This is a genomic window from Halogeometricum sp. S1BR25-6, assembly GCF_031624495.1.
GTDB classification, from domain to species: Archaea; Halobacteriota; Halobacteria; order Halobacteriales; family Haloferacaceae; genus Halogeometricum; species Halogeometricum salsisoli.
In genome coordinates this window covers 563,133-578,207 of sequence record NZ_JAMQOP010000002.1, presented here as the reverse complement: position 1 = coordinate 578,207, position 15,075 = coordinate 563,133, and the positions used below count along the sequence as shown (strand labels likewise).

Sequence of the window (15,075 nt, the reverse complement as noted above, 5' to 3'; positions counted from 1 at the left end):
TGACGGGTCCTCTCTCCCCCCGCTTCGAGCGCGACAGGCGGATAGCGGGTGAGTAACTATTTGAATAACATAACTGAAGTACGCTACATGTCAGGATTGGTTGGAAGCCCCTCGCTCGCGGACTGTGAGGACGCGGCCGACGAAACCCCCGTCCACGGCGTCGCCGACGAAACCGAAACGCGGACCGAGCGGGAGACCACCTCCATCTACGCCCGCCTCCCCGTCTCGGACGCGAAGGGCGTCCGAACGCTCGTCGACGGCGACCGGACGCTGTTCGTCTACGGCGCGGTCACCGCGCGCGAGTGGCGCGAGACGGACGACGAGGAACTCGTCGACGACTTCTTCGAAGACCCCGTGGCCGCCGCGGAACGGACCGACGGCACGTTCCTCCTCGTGGGCGTCGACGACGACGCGGACCGCCTCCTCGTCGTCACGGACAAACTGGGGGCGCGTTCGTGCTTCCTCGCAGACGGTCGACCGGCGTTCTCGACGTCGGTCGCGGCGTGCCTTCCGTTCGTCGACGACCCCACGATAGACGAACAGGCCGTCTCCGACTTCCTGTTGATGGGCCTGCTCTGGGGCACGCGGACGCTCGTCTCCGAGGTGTCGACGGCCCGGCCCGCGACGGTGTACGAGTTCGAGGACGGCGAGTGGCGCGGCGAGCGCTACTGGAAGCCGCGGTACGACGAGGCCGAACCCGGAAGCGCGTACCTCGACGAACTCGCCTCGCGCTTCAGGACGGCCGTCGACCGGACCGCCTCGACGCTCCCCTCGGAGGCGAGCATCTGGCTCTCCGGCGGACTGGACAGCCGAAACACGAGTTCCGCGCTGTGTAAGTCGGCGGCCTCGGGGGACCACGAGTTCGAGACGCTGTCGGCGTACACGTACGACGCGAACCCGCCGACGGGCGACAACATCGAAATCGCCCGCGAGGTGGCCGACCGCCTCGACATGGAACTCACCGAGTTGGACCTGCTGCCGTCGCCCGAGCGCATCGAGCGACTCGTCGACGTCTGCGGCGGGATGGTCGCCTGGCACATCACGAAGAACCTCTCGGGCTCTTACGACATCGAAGACTCCAGCGTGTTCATGGAGGGCGTCGAGGGGTCGCTGTTGGGCGACCACCTCCTCCAGTCGCACTTCACCCAGTACAACTCGGCGGTCGAGTCGCAGATTGCCAGCGAGGCCGCTCTCGACATCGGCCTCGTCGAGGACTGCCTCGCCGTCAGCGTCGACCCCGTCAAGACGTTCCGGCACGAGGCCGAGGAGAGCGACGAGAACGCGTTCCACCACAAGGTGTTGGACATCCACTTCAAGAACTACTACAACCGCTGTGCGATGGCCTCGAACGCCATCATCCGCGACGTCGGCGGCGACAGGGTCGTCTACACCGACGGCGACTTCCTGGAGTGGTGCGCGCGCATCCCGACGAAGTACCGCAAGGGAACGTTCCCGTTCACGACGAAGATTCCGATGGGTACCTCGCGGGCGAAACTCGGGATGACCAAGCGCGTCGCGCCGGAACTCGCCGACATCACCTACGAGCGCACGAAGCTGCCGCCGAAGTACCCCTACCCGGCGCACGTCCTCGGCTTCGTCGCTAACGTGGGCCTCGGACGACTCCGGTCGGAGCAGACGTACGGAAACGGACAGCTCTCGGACATCTGGCTCCGGATGGACACCGACCTGGCCGACTGGGCCGAGACGCACCTGCGGCAGGCGGCCGAACGCGACGTGTTCGCCGACGACCTCTCCGACCTCTGGACGCGCCACCAGCGGGGGGAGAACCTCTCGCCGGTCATCGCCCACATCACGTCGCTGGAGTACTGGTTCGACACGTACCTGTGAGCCGACCGCCGGACGCGCCGCACCGAGAGACAGAGGCCGCCCGTCAGCCTTCCACCGCCGCGCCATCTCCGACCCGGTCGAAACCGTTCGGAAACGCCCTCTGCGCGGAGTTAGGAGACGGCTTCGCTTCACGAGTTCGCTTATGCACTGCAAAAATAAAGCCACCGAACGCATCGATACGGTAGATCAATGACCAACACTCGCCCAAACATCGTCTGGCTGAACCTGGACAGCATCCGGGCGGACCGGACCTCGCTGGCGGGGTACCACCGCGACACGACGCCGAACATGCGGCGCATCGCGGACGGCCCTACCAGCAGGGCGCTCACCAACTGCGTCTCGCACGCCATGTGGTCGCTCCCGTCCGACTCCTCCATCCTCACGGGGACGTACCCCTCCCACCACGGCACCGGCCTCTGGAACGACGTGCTGCCCGAGGGCATCACGACGATTCCGGAGCGGTTCGCCGACTTGGGCTACCGGACGGTCGGCCTCTCGCAGAACGCCTACTGCAGCGAGTCGACGGGGCTCGACCGCGGCTTTCAGGATTTCACCTGGATGGACAAGTCCAACCTCCTGCAGACCGCCGGGCCGAAGATACTGCTGAAGTACCTCCTCGGCATCCGGAAGCACTCCGCGGGCTTTACGACCGACGCCAGCCGACACCGCCCCGAGTTCATCGCCACGGAGTTGGCGAAACGACGCATCAGCGACTACGGCGGGTCGGACGAGCCGTTCTTCATGTTCGTGCACACGCAGGGTGCGCACCTGCCGTACATCCCGCCGCTGCCGTACCGCGACGCCTTCACCGACGACATCGAGATGTCCACCGAGGAGGCCGCCGACGTCGCGTTCGACCGGAGCATGAACTACTACCGCGAGATAGCCAACGGCTGTGACTTCTCGCCCGCGGAGAAGGAGGCCATCGACGCGATGTACGACGGCGTCCTCGCCTACGCGGACCACCAGGTGGGCGACCTCTACGACCACATCCAGTCGCTCGACATGGGTCCGACCGTCTTCGTCGTCACCGGCGACCACGGCGACCTGTTGGGCGAGCACGGGGTGATCGGCCACCAGTTCTCGCTGCACGATGGGCTGGTCAACGTGCCCACCGTCGTCCACGGCCTCCCGTCCGTCACGGACGTCCCCGAGGACGCTCTCGTCCAGCACATCGACGTGATGCAGATGCTCCTCGAGGAGGCCGGGGCGTCCGACGAGACGCTGTCGGAACTGCAGGGAATCGACCCGAGAGAGGAGACGCGGACGTACGCGCTCAGCCAACGCGGCAACGAGACGTACGAGACGGCCGTCGAGCAGGTCAGAAAGCACAACCCGGACGCGGACCTCGACCGATTCCAATCGGGGCTGGTTCACGCCGTCCGCAGCGACGACTACAAGTGGCTCCGCGGGGACCGCGGCGACGAACTGTACAACCTCGACGACGAGGACACCGACGTCTCGGCCGACAACCCGGACGTCGCCGACGAGCACCGCGAGTTCTTCGAGACGTTCTCCGAGCGACTCGGCCGCGGCGAGCGAAACGCCGAGCAGCGGGAGATGTCGGACGCGATGAAGAAACAGCTCTCCGACCTCGGTTACGTGATGGACTGACCCCGCTCGATGTCACGCGGGGGCGCCGTTCTCTTCTCTCGATTCCATCGCCGCCGTCCTCGGCGCCGGTACCGGCGCAGAACGGATACAGACGAACGCTGGCGCCGGTGCACTCCCGCCGACCGGGGAGACTCCGTTCCGGCGAGTTACGCTCCGACGACGCACCGCTCCGCGTTCTCAGTTCGGTGAGAGACCGCCCCGGCGTCGATTGGGCTCTGTTCTCCTCCACTACTCGTTCTGGGGAACTCTGCCGACGCTGAGCGGTCGCAGCGCGCCGCTGTCTTCCGGGCGGGTTCAGTCGGTGGCCTTTTGCCCTCCGGTCGAACGGGAGGAAACTGAAGAGACGAGTGGGACGCGGGTCGGTTACAGGTACCCGAGTTTCTCTAATCGCTCCTGGACGTCGTAGTCCGCGTCGGTCTGTCTGGCCGTGTCCACGTCCGGGACGACGTCGCCGGTGTCGGTGCCGGTGGCGAGGGCCCACGGGACGCGCTTCAGGTCGGGGTGGACGAACCCTTCGGGGTGGCCGTAGCCGCCCATCTCGCCGAACAGGTCGCCGTGGTCGGCCGTGATGACGACGCGCTTGGCGTCGATATTCTGTAGGAGCCTTTCGATGTCGTCGAGAACGAAGCGCAGGTTGTCCATGTACAGTTCCCACGCTTCCTCCTTGGTCGCCCGTCCCTGCATCATCTCCCGCCACGGGTCGTCTTCTAACGGCGTCAGCGTCCGTTTCTCGCGGTGGGCCTCCGAGATGTACGGCGTGTGCGGTTGGAAGTAGTGAAGCACCATCCGCTCTGCGGGGTCCTCGCGCGCCATCTGGATGGCGTAGTCGGTGACCACCTCCGGCGGGGGCGCGGTGAAGTACTCATCGTAGTCGTGCCGGTGTATCTGCAGGAGGTTCTGGAACGTCGACTTCTCGACGACGTCCCAGTCCGCCCACATGAACGGGACGGCGTACGCCTTCGGCGGGAACACGCGGTCGTCGAACGTCTGCGGGACGAACGGGTTCGTCGTGACGAGCGACGTGTTCTCTATCTCCGAGCGGTACTCGTTGGTGAACGTCTTGCAGATCCACTCGTGGGAGGCGCTGCCGACCGACCAGATGGAACTGACCAGTTCGATGTAGTCGTACTCGGGGGCCACCGCGCGGAGGGCGTCCAGTCGACAGGCGTCGAGGACGATGAGGAGGTCCCACTCCCGTTCGTAGATGTTCGTTCCGAGCGGATATCGAGTCGTGAGCGAGAAGTACGGTCCGTTGAACGCACCGCGGAGGGATTTCAACAGGGCTTGTTTCGGACTGCTCCCGCCTTTGACTTCCGAGGGGAACTCTCTGAGCCACGCTCGGATGTCGGTGTGCATGTGGCTACAGGGTACGACGGATAGCGGATATAGTTATGGAGCGTACAAATCCGAATCCAATCGCCTCCGGCCGCGAAACTATCGTTTCACAGAAATGTATGCGGCACCGGTGGCGACGGCCACCGACCGGTGAGGGGCTCCATACTTTTAGGCGCCGGGAGGGTTCTTCGTACCATGGCGCTCTCCATTCCCCGTGAACGCTCGCTCGTCGCCGCCTCCCACGTGACTCGCGGACAACCGGTCGCGGCGGCGACGGCACCGACGGCCGTTCGAGAGCCGGCACCGATTGAGAGCCGAACCCCGACCGACGGGAGCCGCCAATGATACTCTGGGACCGCATCCGGGAGAACCCGGAACTGCTCACCCGCGCCTTCCGGGACCCCGGGTTGGTCGGACTCGGACTCAACCGAGCGTACTACGATTACACGGGCGACAGCCAGTACAACACGAGGGGGACGGACGTCTTCGAGGAGGACTGGGATAACCTCATCCTCCTCGACGCCTGCCGGGCGGACACCTACGCCGAGATGACGCCGTTCGCGGGCACCCCCGAGACGCGGCAGTCCCGCGGCAGCGCGAGCAAGCAGTTCGTCCACGGGAACTTCAAGGACAAGCGGCTCCACGACGTGGTGTACATCTCCGGGAACCGCTGGTACCTCCAGCTACAGGACGAGTTGAACTGCGAACTCCACGCGTACCACGACGTCGAACGGGACGTCGCCGACGGGTTCGTCCCCAGTCCCGAAGCGGTCACCCGTGCGGTGCTCGACCTGAAGGACGAGTACCCGAACAAGCGGCTCCTCATCCACTACATGCAGCCGCACTACCCGTACCTCGACACCGACAACGACGCGTTCGAACTCGACAGGACCGGCCTCCGGGAGACGGTCCGCGGGAGCGACGTGAGCTACGAGGACGTCCGAGAGGCCTACCGGTCGAACCTCCGGTACGTCCTCGAACACGTCCAGACGCTCGTCGAGGAACTCGACGGCAAGACCGTCATCAGTTCGGACCACGGCGAGATGCTCGGCGACCGACTCACGCCGTTCCCGGTCCGCTGGGTCGGCCACCCGCCGGGCATCTTCACCGACAAGCTGGTGACGGTTCCGTGGCACGTCGTCGCCGACGGTCCGCGCCGGACGATCAGAGCCGACCCACCGGTTGAGTCGGACGCCATCGACATGGCCGAGGTCGAACAGAACCTCAAAGACCTCGGCTACAAGGTGTAGTCGTCGGTTTCGCGCTCGCGTCGACTCGACTCGACCGGGGTCGCTCGCGCACGCTGAAGCGCCGGTGCGCGCCGGGACGCCGGAGAATGCCAGAAAGAGAGTCGAGCTGTTCGGTTCAGTGCTGTTCTTCGAGCTGCTGCACCCGCGCGAGGAGTTCGAGCACGTCGTCTTCGATTTTGACGAAGTTCTCGTTCAGCGGGACGTGCCAGTCGACGGTGCCCGGTTCGGGGAGCTTGTAACCGCCGTACGTCTTGGGGTCGGCCGGCGCCGGCTCCGAGGTGCCCGGGTCCGCGCCGTCGCTCGCTCCGGGACCCACCTCAGACTCGCTCGGGACGGACGGTGCGAGCGGACTGCCGACGGTCGTAGCCCCGACGATGCCGCGGTCGCGGCCCAGGGAGATGCCCGACTCGTGGATGATTTCGTCGATGGACCCGCTCGCGCTGTCGGTGAAGTTGACCATCGTATCGGTGCCGTGAACGGAGATGCGACCGCCGACGACGTCCATCTGGTCGGTGTAGATGCCCGCGCCGTCGCGGTGGCCGCCCCGTCCGACGTTCTTGATGGCGACCTCGTTCAGTTCGAGGCGACCGGGGACGGGAAAGTCGATGCCGGGGAACTTCCCGCCGTCGATGATGCAGTTCTCGAGGGCGACGGTCCCGATGGACGCGTCGGAGGGGTTCGCCTTCACCGGGATTTCGGTGTCGGAGTTCCCCGTCATGATTGTGTTGCGGATGGTCGTCTTCGCGTTCTCCTGCGTCATCTTGAGACTCCCCCGGTAGGAGTCCCGCATCACGCAGTTCTCGATGAGGACGGTCTGCCAGTCTTTCGGCTTGGCGTGCCCCACGTCGACGTCCGCGCCCTTCTGGTCGGTGAACAGGCACTTCCGGATAGTGGTCGTCGTCTTCGCGGTCTGGTTGGGAGAGATGCCGTGGCCGCCGTTCCAGACGTAGCCCGCGTTGTGGAAGTGCGAGTAGGTGATCTCCGAGTCCATGTGCCCGGAGTGTTTGAGGTTCGCGTTCTGCGCGTTCATGAGCCGGCAGTTGTGCATCTTGAACAACCCTTCGGCCTCCGTGAGAACGCACAGGCCGACGCTGTCGTTCGACTGCTGGTCCTTGTTGCCGTCGACGGCCAGTCCGTCGAACGTCACGTTCCGCGGGGACTGCGAGCCCTTCACCAGGAAGACGAAGTGCGCCTTCGTCTGGCCGCCGGCCATCTTGATGGTGACCTCGTCCGCGCCGGCGCCCTTCCAGGTCAGGTCGTCCCAACTTCCGTCGCCGGGGTACGCCAGGGGCACTCGGCTGTCGGAGCCGACGAGGTACGTTCCGGGCGGGAAGTAGACCGTCCCGCCGGGCCCCGCGGCGTCCGCAGCGTTCCGTATGGCGTCCGTGTCGTCGCGCGATCCGTCACCGACCGCACCGAAGTCTGTAACTTTCTTCACCATGATAATGACTCTCAGTTGGTCCGCTCCGCGGCCGGACGGGTGGTTTCGCGCCGGTCGTTCGCTCTCGTCTGGAGGCACCCCGTGGCGCCGCGTTCTGCGTCCATACCTCCGAGTTCCCTCTTCAGTGAATAACTCTTCTTCCCACATGTCATCCTGAACATGTCCGCTGGTGGCGAGTTGTGGACGAGTACTCGCGTTTTAGTTACCGCGTAGATACCGAACAGATGCCGGAGCGGCGTCGGCCACGTTCGCGCGCGTTGGCCGTAGGCGGCCTCGGAGGCAGTGTCACGAGGCGGACCGCGGCCCGACGTTCTTCCGAGCGACGACGTCCGGTTCCAGCGGTTCGCCGCGGGTGGTCTTCTCCAGGTTGACGCCCTGGCTTTTGCCCACGCCGGCGACGTTGCCGTAGACGAGTTCCGCTATCGAGCCTCCGCCGTCCTCGATGTTGAGGGCGATGCTCTCGTTGTTCTGACCGACGTTGTGGATGGAGACCCGGCCGGAGTCGCGGAAGTCGATGTCGCGGGTGAAGATTCCCCCTCTGTCCTGTCCGCGCTGCCGGTTGTTCTGGTCGACGTTCATGATGGCGACGTTGTCGAGTCGCAGGCGGCCGGGACAGGGCAGGTCGATGGCCGGCCACCCCCCGCCGTCGATGAGCACGTCTTCGAGGACAAGGTCGTCGATGCTGATGTCGGTCGGGTTGACTTTGACCGGTATCGTCGTCGCGTCGCCGCCCAGCATCTGCGTCCGGCGGACGGTCGTCAGCTTGTTCTGCGTCGAGAGTTTCAGCGACGCGAGGCTGTTCTCCAGGATGCACTCGTCGATGAGGACGGTCTGCAGTTCGATATCCTCGGTCTGTCCGACGTCGACGGACGCCCCGCCCGAGTTGTGGCAGTGACACCGCCTGATGACCGTCTCCGTCTGGTGGCGGTCCTGGTTCGGGGAGACGTCGTGGCCGCCGTTCTCGCGCAGTCCGTTGTTGCTGAACTCGCAGTACTGGATGTCGGCGTCCATCCCGCCGGACAGTTTCACGCCCGCGTTCAGCCACGAGGTGACGCGGCAGTCGCGCATCACCAGCGTGCCCTCGGCCTCCGTTCGGATGCCTAAACCGGGGTTGACCCCCTGATTCCGCTTGTTCCCGACGATGGTGAGACGTTCGAGTCGGACGGTCCCGGCACTGTTGCCCGGATTCGTGCCGACGTACACCGCGCTGTGGACGCCTTCGTGACCCGGAGCCATGACCAGTCGCGTCTCTCCCGCCCCCGGTCCGGCGCCCCGGAGCGTGACGTTTCGGTTCGAGGCGTTGAGTCGGATGGCCTTGGAGTCGGTGTCCCGCGCGTCGAGGAGGATATCGCCCGGCGGCAGGTAGACGACCCCGCCGGGAGAGGCCGCCCGAAGCGCGCGCATGATGGCCGGGGCGTCGTTGGTCTGTCCGTCTATTGCCGCCCCGTAGTCCCGGATGTCTTCCCCCTCGGGCACCTGTTCGCCGTCGCCCTCGGTCGGCGTCGGGGACATCGGCGTCGGCGCCTCCGTGTCGGGGTCGTCGTCTCCGTCCGAGAAGAGATACGAGAGCGCGAGCGTCCCGGTACCGACGACTCCCGCGGCCGTCGCCACGATGGTCTCACGGCGCGTTACCGTCTCGTCTCCTTCGTCCCGCTCTCCCTCCGCGCCGACCTCTTCGGGGTCCGCTTCGGTCTCTTCTTGACGCTCCGTATCCTCACTCATCTCTCGCCCGCTCTCCTCGCTGTCCCGTCCCTGTTCGCCCGACCGGCGCGCACTTCGACCCGTCGAACGCCGCCGAGTGTCTTGTATCTGTGTTCATGGTTGCTGAGCCACGGGTCCGCCGACCACGAGGGCCGTTTGCTGTCCTGAAGGTCTTCGCCCGGTAAAGGTATACGCTCCGTATCCGACCGACCGCGGTGGTTTTCGCCTCGAATCGCGTCCCGCCGAACGGATTCGCTGCCGCCGCCGCTCGCGTTCGAGTATTAGTAGCAATGTAACTAATTGCCCGAACCAAGCATAAAATAGCTGTCTTTTGTTCCTCGGCGGCCGACGGTGTCGTTCGTCTCGTAATAACACGCATAACAGTATGTGGACGCGGAGACGACACGGACGAGAACGATGTCCGGACCGAACGCCACGCAACCGCGCCCGCGACGCCCGCCCCTCCGGTGACCCGATGAGTCGAACCGACCCCCACGCCGACGACCCGCTTGTCACGGTAATCATCACCACCTACGACCGCCCCGCGTACCTGCGGACGGCGGTGGAAACCGTCTCCGAACAGGAGTACGCGCCCGTCGAACTCGTCGTCGTCGACGACTGCTCGGAGGTACCGGCGAGCGAGGTTCTCGACGGCGTCTCGCCGGACGTGCACTCCTTCGAGATACGCCGCCACTCGGAGAATCGCGGCGCCAACGCCGCCCGCAACACGGGCGTCGAGGCGGCGACGGGGGAGTACATCGCGTTTTTGGACGACGACGACCGGTGGGACCCCGAGAAGCTCTCGAAGCAGGTCGCGCGCTTCCGAACCGTCGGCGACGACGTCGGCCTCGTCTACGTCGGCCGCAAGGGCGAGATGGACGGCAGCGTCCACGACGTCGTCATCCCCGACCCGGTCGACGGGGACGTCACGAAGGCGGTGCTCTGCCGGAACGTCGTCGGCACGCAGTCGGCGGTGATGGTCCGGTCGGACCTCGCCAAGGAGACGCCGTTCGACGAGCGGTTCAAGCGGTGGGCCGACCTGGAGTGGTACGTCGCCCTCTCGACCAAGTGCGAGTTCGAACCCATCGGGGAGGCGCTCGTCACCTACGAGTACGACGCGCACAACCGCATCTCCGACGACTACGACAACCTCCTGGAGAGCTACGGGCTGTTCGTGGAGAAATACCGCGACCTGGCGGCCGAGTACGGCCCCCTCTTCGAGCGGAAGATGCTCGGGTGGACGGCCTACCGCGTCGGGTCGGCGTCGATAAACGACAGAAATTACCAGGTGGCCCGTCGGTTCTTCCTGAAGGCGGTTCAACACTACCCCTTCGAACCCACGTTCCTCCTGTACGCCGGCGTGACGCTCGGCGGGCGGACGACCCACCGACTCGCGCAGGCTACGAACCGCCTCGTCGCCGGGTCGTCGGTCCCGAAGTAACCGCCGGTCGGTCCTCAGTTCGACGTCTCGACGCCGCCGTATCCCATCTCGCCGTAGCCCTGTAGCCCGTAGTCGTCGAGCGAGGGCGAGGGCGTGGGAGTCGGAGTCGGCGTGGGGGTCGGCGTCGGGGTGGGAGTCGGTGTAGGAGTCGGCGTCGGCGTGACAGCCGGTTGGTTGCTCGTGAACTCGATCCAGTTGAGGTTCACGTCCCCGTCGACGACTTCGACCCGCAGCACCTGGTCCTGCCCTTCGGACAGGACGACGTCCGGTATCGTCACCGTCTGCCAGGACTGCCAGCTACCGGTGTTCGGCACCTCGACGACGCCGAGTTCCTCCCGGTCGAGCAGCACGCGGAACCGCTTGCCGCTGACCGGCGAGGCGACGCGAAGTTTGACGTCGTACGTCGCGGCCGTCACGTCGACAGTGTACTCCAACCACTCGCCCTCCTGCATCCACCCGACGTTGTACGTCCCGGAGTCGTCCTGCGTGTTCTCGATGTCCACCAGTTCGTCCGTCCGGTAGTCGCCGCCTTTCGCCGCGCTCGTGGTGTCGAAGTAGGCGACGCCGGCGCCGCCCGCGTCGAAGTGTTCGGCCTCGATCTGTCCCGGAAGCGTCCGCGCTTGCCCGCCGAAGGGTGACTGCCCGTCCGTCGGGGTGGGCGTGGGAGTCGGAGTCGGCGTGGGAGTCGCGGTGGGCGTCTCCGTTTCCGCGCCGCCCGCCGAGACCGCCAGCGTGTAGTCTCCGCCGCCGTTCTCGACGTCGATGACCTGCACGTAGTACGTTCCCGACTCCTCGACGGCGCTCCGAACCGTCACCGGACCCGAGGTGCCCAGATACCGGAGGTCGCTCCACCCGCCGTCGGCGTCGTAGACGATGACCGCGACGACGCCCGCGTCGGTGGCTCGCTCGAAGTCCACGAGGAGTTCCTGTCCCGCCGTCGCGTCGACGGCGTACCAGTCGACCTCCGAGGACGCCAGCCGACCCGACACGGTGGCGCCGAGGTCGACGGCCATCGCGGTCGCCTGACTGTCGTTCGACTCGGACTCGCTCACGGTGAGGTCGAGCGAGGAAGCCTGCTGGAGGACGGCCGCCCCGCCGTAACCGAACGCCGACAGGGGTTGGACGCTCGCGACGCCGTCGGACGTTCCCGTGCACCCCGCGACAGAGGCCGTCGCCGCGGCGACGCCGACCATCTTCAGGTACGACCGCCGCCCGATTTCGACTCGGTCATTCTCTCCTTTCGCCGCCTCGGAATCGGAATCGGACGCGGACGCGGTTCGCGCCCGCGGACGCGAGTCTCCGCCCCCTACCCAGTTCTTGATGGCCCCCCCGAGGCCGCTCCGTTCGGTTTCGTTCTCATCGGAAAGCTTTCTACTCATCCTGGGAAGAAATACAAGAATACCTTAATTATCGCTTTTGCATACTTAGCAGCGAACAGTAGGTATCTCCTGACCAGATACCGGCGGTTAGTTACCAAAAAAGTACCAGAAGAGTCCTCGGTCAGGGCGGTTCCGGTGGTCGCGCGCGCGAAGGCGGAATCGAGACGAGCGGCGACCGACCGAAGCGACCGTTTTCGGGCTGTGACGCCGCGTGATTACGCGTCGTCGGACGCGAGTAGTTCGTTCGATTCGACCATCTCTTCGAGCGCGTTTCCGTCGACTTCGAGGGGGAAGGCGACCCGCTCTCGACGCCGTGCGGACTCCCAGGCGCCGAAGATGAGCTCCGTGGACTGGAGGGCGTTCTCGCCCGAGAGCTCCGAGGGGCGGTCTTCGACGAGCGCGGTCACGACCTCTTCGATGGCTCGTTCGATGTACGTCGGTGTCCGGAATCGGTCCTCGGAGACGAACGGAAGCCGAGCGGCGACCTTCCGCGCGGCGACCTGCGGGAGCGAGTCGGTCGGTCCGTGGGCGCCGTCGCGGCCGGTGTCGACGGATTTCCACCCGTTCGTCGACCCGTTCCGGTACCGAAGCGGTGGACCGTCTTCGGTACAGATGTCGATAAGGCCGTCGTCGCCGACGAGGCGCATCTGGGCGGGGACGACGCTGTAGTCGCCCGTCGAGGCGATGCCGACGACGCCGTTCTCGTGACCCCACTGGGCTATCGCGTTGTTCTCGTTGTGCGCGCCGAACTGAACGTTCTCCTCACCGTAGTCGACGCCGCAGAGAACCCATTCGGGCGGGGACTGGTCGGTGTAGTAGCCGCAGAGGTCGAACAGGTGGGTCCCGAAGTCGTAGAGGTTCGGTCCGCCTATCTCGACCCGTTCGAGCGACCCGACGGCGCCGTCGTCGAGCAACCGCTTGGCCTCCCGGAACGGGCGGCCGAACCGACGCTGGTGGTTGAACGTGAGTCGGACGCCCGCCTCCTCGCAGGCGGCGACCATCCGCTTCGCGTCGTCCCAGGTCTTCGCCATCGGCTTCTCGCAGTGTATCGCTTGTACGGAGTCGCTCTCGGCGCACGCGAGGACCACGTCGGCGTGGACCGACGGCGGTACCGTGACGCTCACGACGTCCGGCCGTACCTCTTGGAGCATCTGTTCGACGTCCTCGTAGACGGCGCTCTCCGCGAGACCCCACGTCTCCGCGAACGCCTCCGCGTTCGGTCGGATGATGTCCACGCAGGCGGCGAGTCGACAGTCGTCGAGTCGGTCGTAGGCGGATGCGTGTCGATACCCCATCGCGAAGCCGTCGGTGTCCGGGTCCTCGGGGTCGGGACCGGTGCCGACGATGGCTACGTCGTACGTCATCGTCACGGACGTGGTGTCCTCGACGTATCAGTAGTAGCGATATAACCGCCCACGCTTCGAAGGACGGCGGCCCCTACTCGGGTCGTCTCGTAGAATCAGCGGCGGGTCGCCCGAGTCGTCCGAGTCGACCAAGCCAATCGATTCGGTCGGCCCCGCGGTGCGTCGGGTTCGCTCAGGATTCGTTGTACCAGATGTCGACGTGGGCGTTCGGTTCGTAGGACTTACCTACGATGTCGAGTCGCCCGTCGCCCGTCATGTCGACAACTTTCGCTTCGTGCGTCTCGACGCCGGTGGCGATGACGTGCTCCTCGAACGTTCCGTCGCCGAGGTTCTCGAAGATGAGGTGTTGGGGGTCCTCGTTCACGCCGAGTCCCATCTCCGAGACGTAGATATCGGGCAGACCGTTCCCGGTGAAGTCCGCAATCTGCAGCGAGTGCGGGCAGTACATGTCGTCCCTGAGCGTGTGCTGTTCCCAGTTCGGCGGGTCGAACCACGCGACGCGCCCCGGATGGTTGCCGAGGAGGGGTGAGTCACCCTCCGTGAACACGACCTCCAGTTCGCCGTCGCCGTCGAGGTCCGCGACGGCCACGCGCGTCCAGTCCCACCCGGAGACGACCGTCTCGCGCTCCCAGTCTCCGGTATCGGTCTGCCGGTAGACGTGCGTGCCGGCGATGAGTTCGTTCTCTCCGTCGCCGTCGAGGTCGACGATGCAGAGGCCTTCGAGGTCGACCCCCGATTCGATGACGTGCTTCGTCTCCGCGGGCCACGGCGTCCGCCGGGGGTCCTCGGGGACGTCGTAGTAGAACAGCGTCTCGCTCTCCTGGGAGACGCCGACCAGTTCGGGTTTTCCGTCGTTGTCGACGTCGCCGAAGGCGAGGTCGTGGTACTTCTCGAAGTCGCTCCGGAGGAGCCGCTTTGTCCACTCTTTTCGGGGGTCCGCGGGCCGTTCGAACCAGTAGATGTCGCCGAAGCCGAGACCCTGCCCGACGACGATGTCCTCGGAGCCGTCGCCGTCGAAATCGACCAGCGTGCTCCCCAGCAGTCGGAGTTCGTCGTCGTCGGTCATGTCGTGGCGCTCCCACGTCGAGTTCTCGTACCAGAACAGGTCCGTTTCGAGACGCTTGAAGAAGTACCCCGGGATGGATGAGCGTTCGACCGTCAGGCCCGGAACGAACGTCGAGACGTCCGTCGACCCCATGCCGCCGACGATGAGGTCGGGATGGCCGTCGCCCGTCAGGTCCGTCGGGTGGCAGATGAACAGGCGACCGCTCGGCGGGTTCGCGTCGATGGTCTCGTGTCGGAATCGGAACTCCGTGTCGCTCGTCCCCGGTTCGGCGAGTTCGCCCGTCGCCGCCCCGCCGCCGGCGGCCGGAGAGGCCTCGTCGCTCATCTCTCCGCCCCCGTCCGGTTCGTCGGGTCGTTCTCTGTCTGTCGGGTCGACGCGGCCGCACAGGTTCGGTCCATTGGTCGCTAGTCGTCCAATCGATGCTTTGTTATCCGCCGCGGAACGGGCGCGAAACCGCGGCTTCACCTCATCGCTCCGCCGCCGCCCGATTCGAGGTCGGTCTCGGACTGCGAGACCGAGTCGGAGGCCGTCGCCTCGGAGTACCACCTCCGCTCGGTCCCTTCCCAACCGCGTCCCACACCGGAAGAACCTCCGAGAGGCGAGAGAGGCGAGCGTCTTCGAGAGCCTCTTCGTCCC

10 protein-coding genes are annotated in these 15,075 nt (G+C 65.9%); 4 read left to right on the top strand and 6 right to left on the bottom strand.

Annotated elements, in window-relative coordinates; all coding sequences use genetic code 11:
- Window positions 1–87 precede the first annotated feature (87 nt).
- Both NDI76_RS13000 and NDI76_RS12995 read left to right on the top strand, forming a co-directional pair.
- Window positions 88–1,848 (top strand): asparagine synthase-related protein, encoded by a 1,761-nt coding sequence (locus NDI76_RS13000; protein ID WP_310924509.1) that lies wholly within the window; start codon window positions 88–90, stop codon window positions 1,846–1,848.
- Window positions 1,849–2,037: 189 nt separating this feature from the next.
- Complete coding sequence (locus tag NDI76_RS12995; RefSeq protein WP_310924508.1) at window positions 2,038–3,462, top strand: sulfatase; 1,425 nt, start codon at window positions 2,038–2,040, stop codon at window positions 3,460–3,462.
- A 363-nt stretch (window positions 3,463–3,825) separates the two neighbouring features.
- On the opposite strand, the gene NDI76_RS12990 is transcribed toward NDI76_RS12995, so the two are convergent.
- A complete protein-coding gene (locus NDI76_RS12990) occupies window positions 3,826–4,818 on the bottom strand; it encodes an alkaline phosphatase family protein (RefSeq protein ID WP_310924507.1) in 993 nt (330 codons plus the stop codon).
- A gap of 320 nt (window positions 4,819–5,138) precedes the next feature.
- Between NDI76_RS12990 and NDI76_RS12985 the strand changes: the two genes are divergently transcribed.
- Window positions 5,139–6,047: an alkaline phosphatase family protein gene (locus tag NDI76_RS12985; RefSeq protein WP_310924506.1), complete on the top strand. Its 909-nt coding sequence runs from the start codon at window positions 5,139–5,141 to the stop codon at window positions 6,045–6,047.
- 115 nt (window positions 6,048–6,162) lie between these two features.
- Here NDI76_RS12985 and NDI76_RS12980 read toward each other — a convergent pair whose 3' ends face one another.
- Together NDI76_RS12980 and NDI76_RS12975 are read right to left on the bottom strand one after the other, a co-directional pair.
- Window positions 6,163–7,488, bottom strand: coding sequence for a glycosyl hydrolase family 28-related protein (locus NDI76_RS12980; protein WP_310924504.1), 1,326 nt, complete (start codon window positions 7,486–7,488; stop codon window positions 6,163–6,165).
- Between the two features lie 285 nt (window positions 7,489–7,773).
- A complete protein-coding gene (locus tag NDI76_RS12975; protein ID WP_310924503.1) occupies window positions 7,774–9,210 on the bottom strand; it encodes a glycosyl hydrolase family 28-related protein in 1,437 nt (478 codons plus the stop codon).
- 454 nt (window positions 9,211–9,664) lie between these two features.
- On the opposite strand from NDI76_RS12975, the gene NDI76_RS12970 reads away from it, so the two are divergent.
- On the top strand, window positions 9,665–10,630 hold the full coding sequence (locus NDI76_RS12970; protein ID WP_310924502.1) for a glycosyltransferase family 2 protein: 966 nt from the start codon (window positions 9,665–9,667) through the stop codon (window positions 10,628–10,630).
- A gap of 14 nt (window positions 10,631–10,644) precedes the next feature.
- Here NDI76_RS12970 and NDI76_RS12965 read toward each other — a convergent pair whose 3' ends face one another.
- The 3 genes from NDI76_RS12965 to NDI76_RS12955 all read right to left on the bottom strand — a co-directional run bounded on the left by NDI76_RS12965 (window position 10,645) and on the right by NDI76_RS12955 (window position 14,763).
- A complete protein-coding gene (locus NDI76_RS12965; protein WP_310924501.1) occupies window positions 10,645–12,009 on the bottom strand; it encodes a carbohydrate-binding domain-containing protein in 1,365 nt (454 codons plus the stop codon).
- Between the two features lie 215 nt (window positions 12,010–12,224).
- On the bottom strand, window positions 12,225–13,373 hold the full coding sequence (locus NDI76_RS12960) for a Gfo/Idh/MocA family protein (RefSeq protein ID WP_310924500.1): 1,149 nt from the start codon (window positions 13,371–13,373) through the stop codon (window positions 12,225–12,227).
- Window positions 13,374–13,545: 172 nt separating this feature from the next.
- Window positions 13,546–14,763: an FG-GAP-like repeat-containing protein gene (locus NDI76_RS12955; protein ID WP_310924499.1), complete on the bottom strand. Its 1,218-nt coding sequence runs from the start codon at window positions 14,761–14,763 to the stop codon at window positions 13,546–13,548.
- Window positions 14,764–15,075 lie beyond the last annotated feature (312 nt).

Bases quoted from the DNA above. Each gene is read 5' to 3' on its own strand.
- NDI76_RS12970 (WP_310924502.1), top strand. From the start codon at position 9,665: ATGAGTCGAACCGACCCCCACGCCGACGACCCGCTTGTCACGGTAATC.
- NDI76_RS12965 (WP_310924501.1), bottom strand. From the start codon at position 12,009: ATGAGTAGAAAGCTTTCCGATGAGAACGAAACCGAACGGAGCGGCCTC.
- NDI76_RS12960 (WP_310924500.1), bottom strand. From the start codon at position 13,373: ATGACGTACGACGTAGCCATCGTCGGCACCGGTCCCGACCCCGAGGAC.
- NDI76_RS12985 (WP_310924506.1), top strand. From the start codon at position 5,139: ATGATACTCTGGGACCGCATCCGGGAGAACCCGGAACTGCTCACCCGC.
- NDI76_RS12995 (WP_310924508.1), top strand. From the start codon at position 2,038: ATGACCAACACTCGCCCAAACATCGTCTGGCTGAACCTGGACAGCATC.
- NDI76_RS12990 (WP_310924507.1), bottom strand. From the start codon at position 4,818: ATGCACACCGACATCCGAGCGTGGCTCAGAGAGTTCCCCTCGGAAGTC.
- NDI76_RS12955 (WP_310924499.1), bottom strand. From the start codon at position 14,763: ATGAGCGACGAGGCCTCTCCGGCCGCCGGCGGCGGGGCGGCGACGGGC.
- NDI76_RS13000 (WP_310924509.1), top strand. From the start codon at position 88: ATGTCAGGATTGGTTGGAAGCCCCTCGCTCGCGGACTGTGAGGACGCG.
- NDI76_RS12980 (WP_310924504.1), bottom strand. From the start codon at position 7,488: ATGGTGAAGAAAGTTACAGACTTCGGTGCGGTCGGTGACGGATCGCGC.
- NDI76_RS12975 (WP_310924503.1), bottom strand. From the start codon at position 9,210: ATGAGTGAGGATACGGAGCGTCAAGAAGAGACCGAAGCGGACCCCGAA.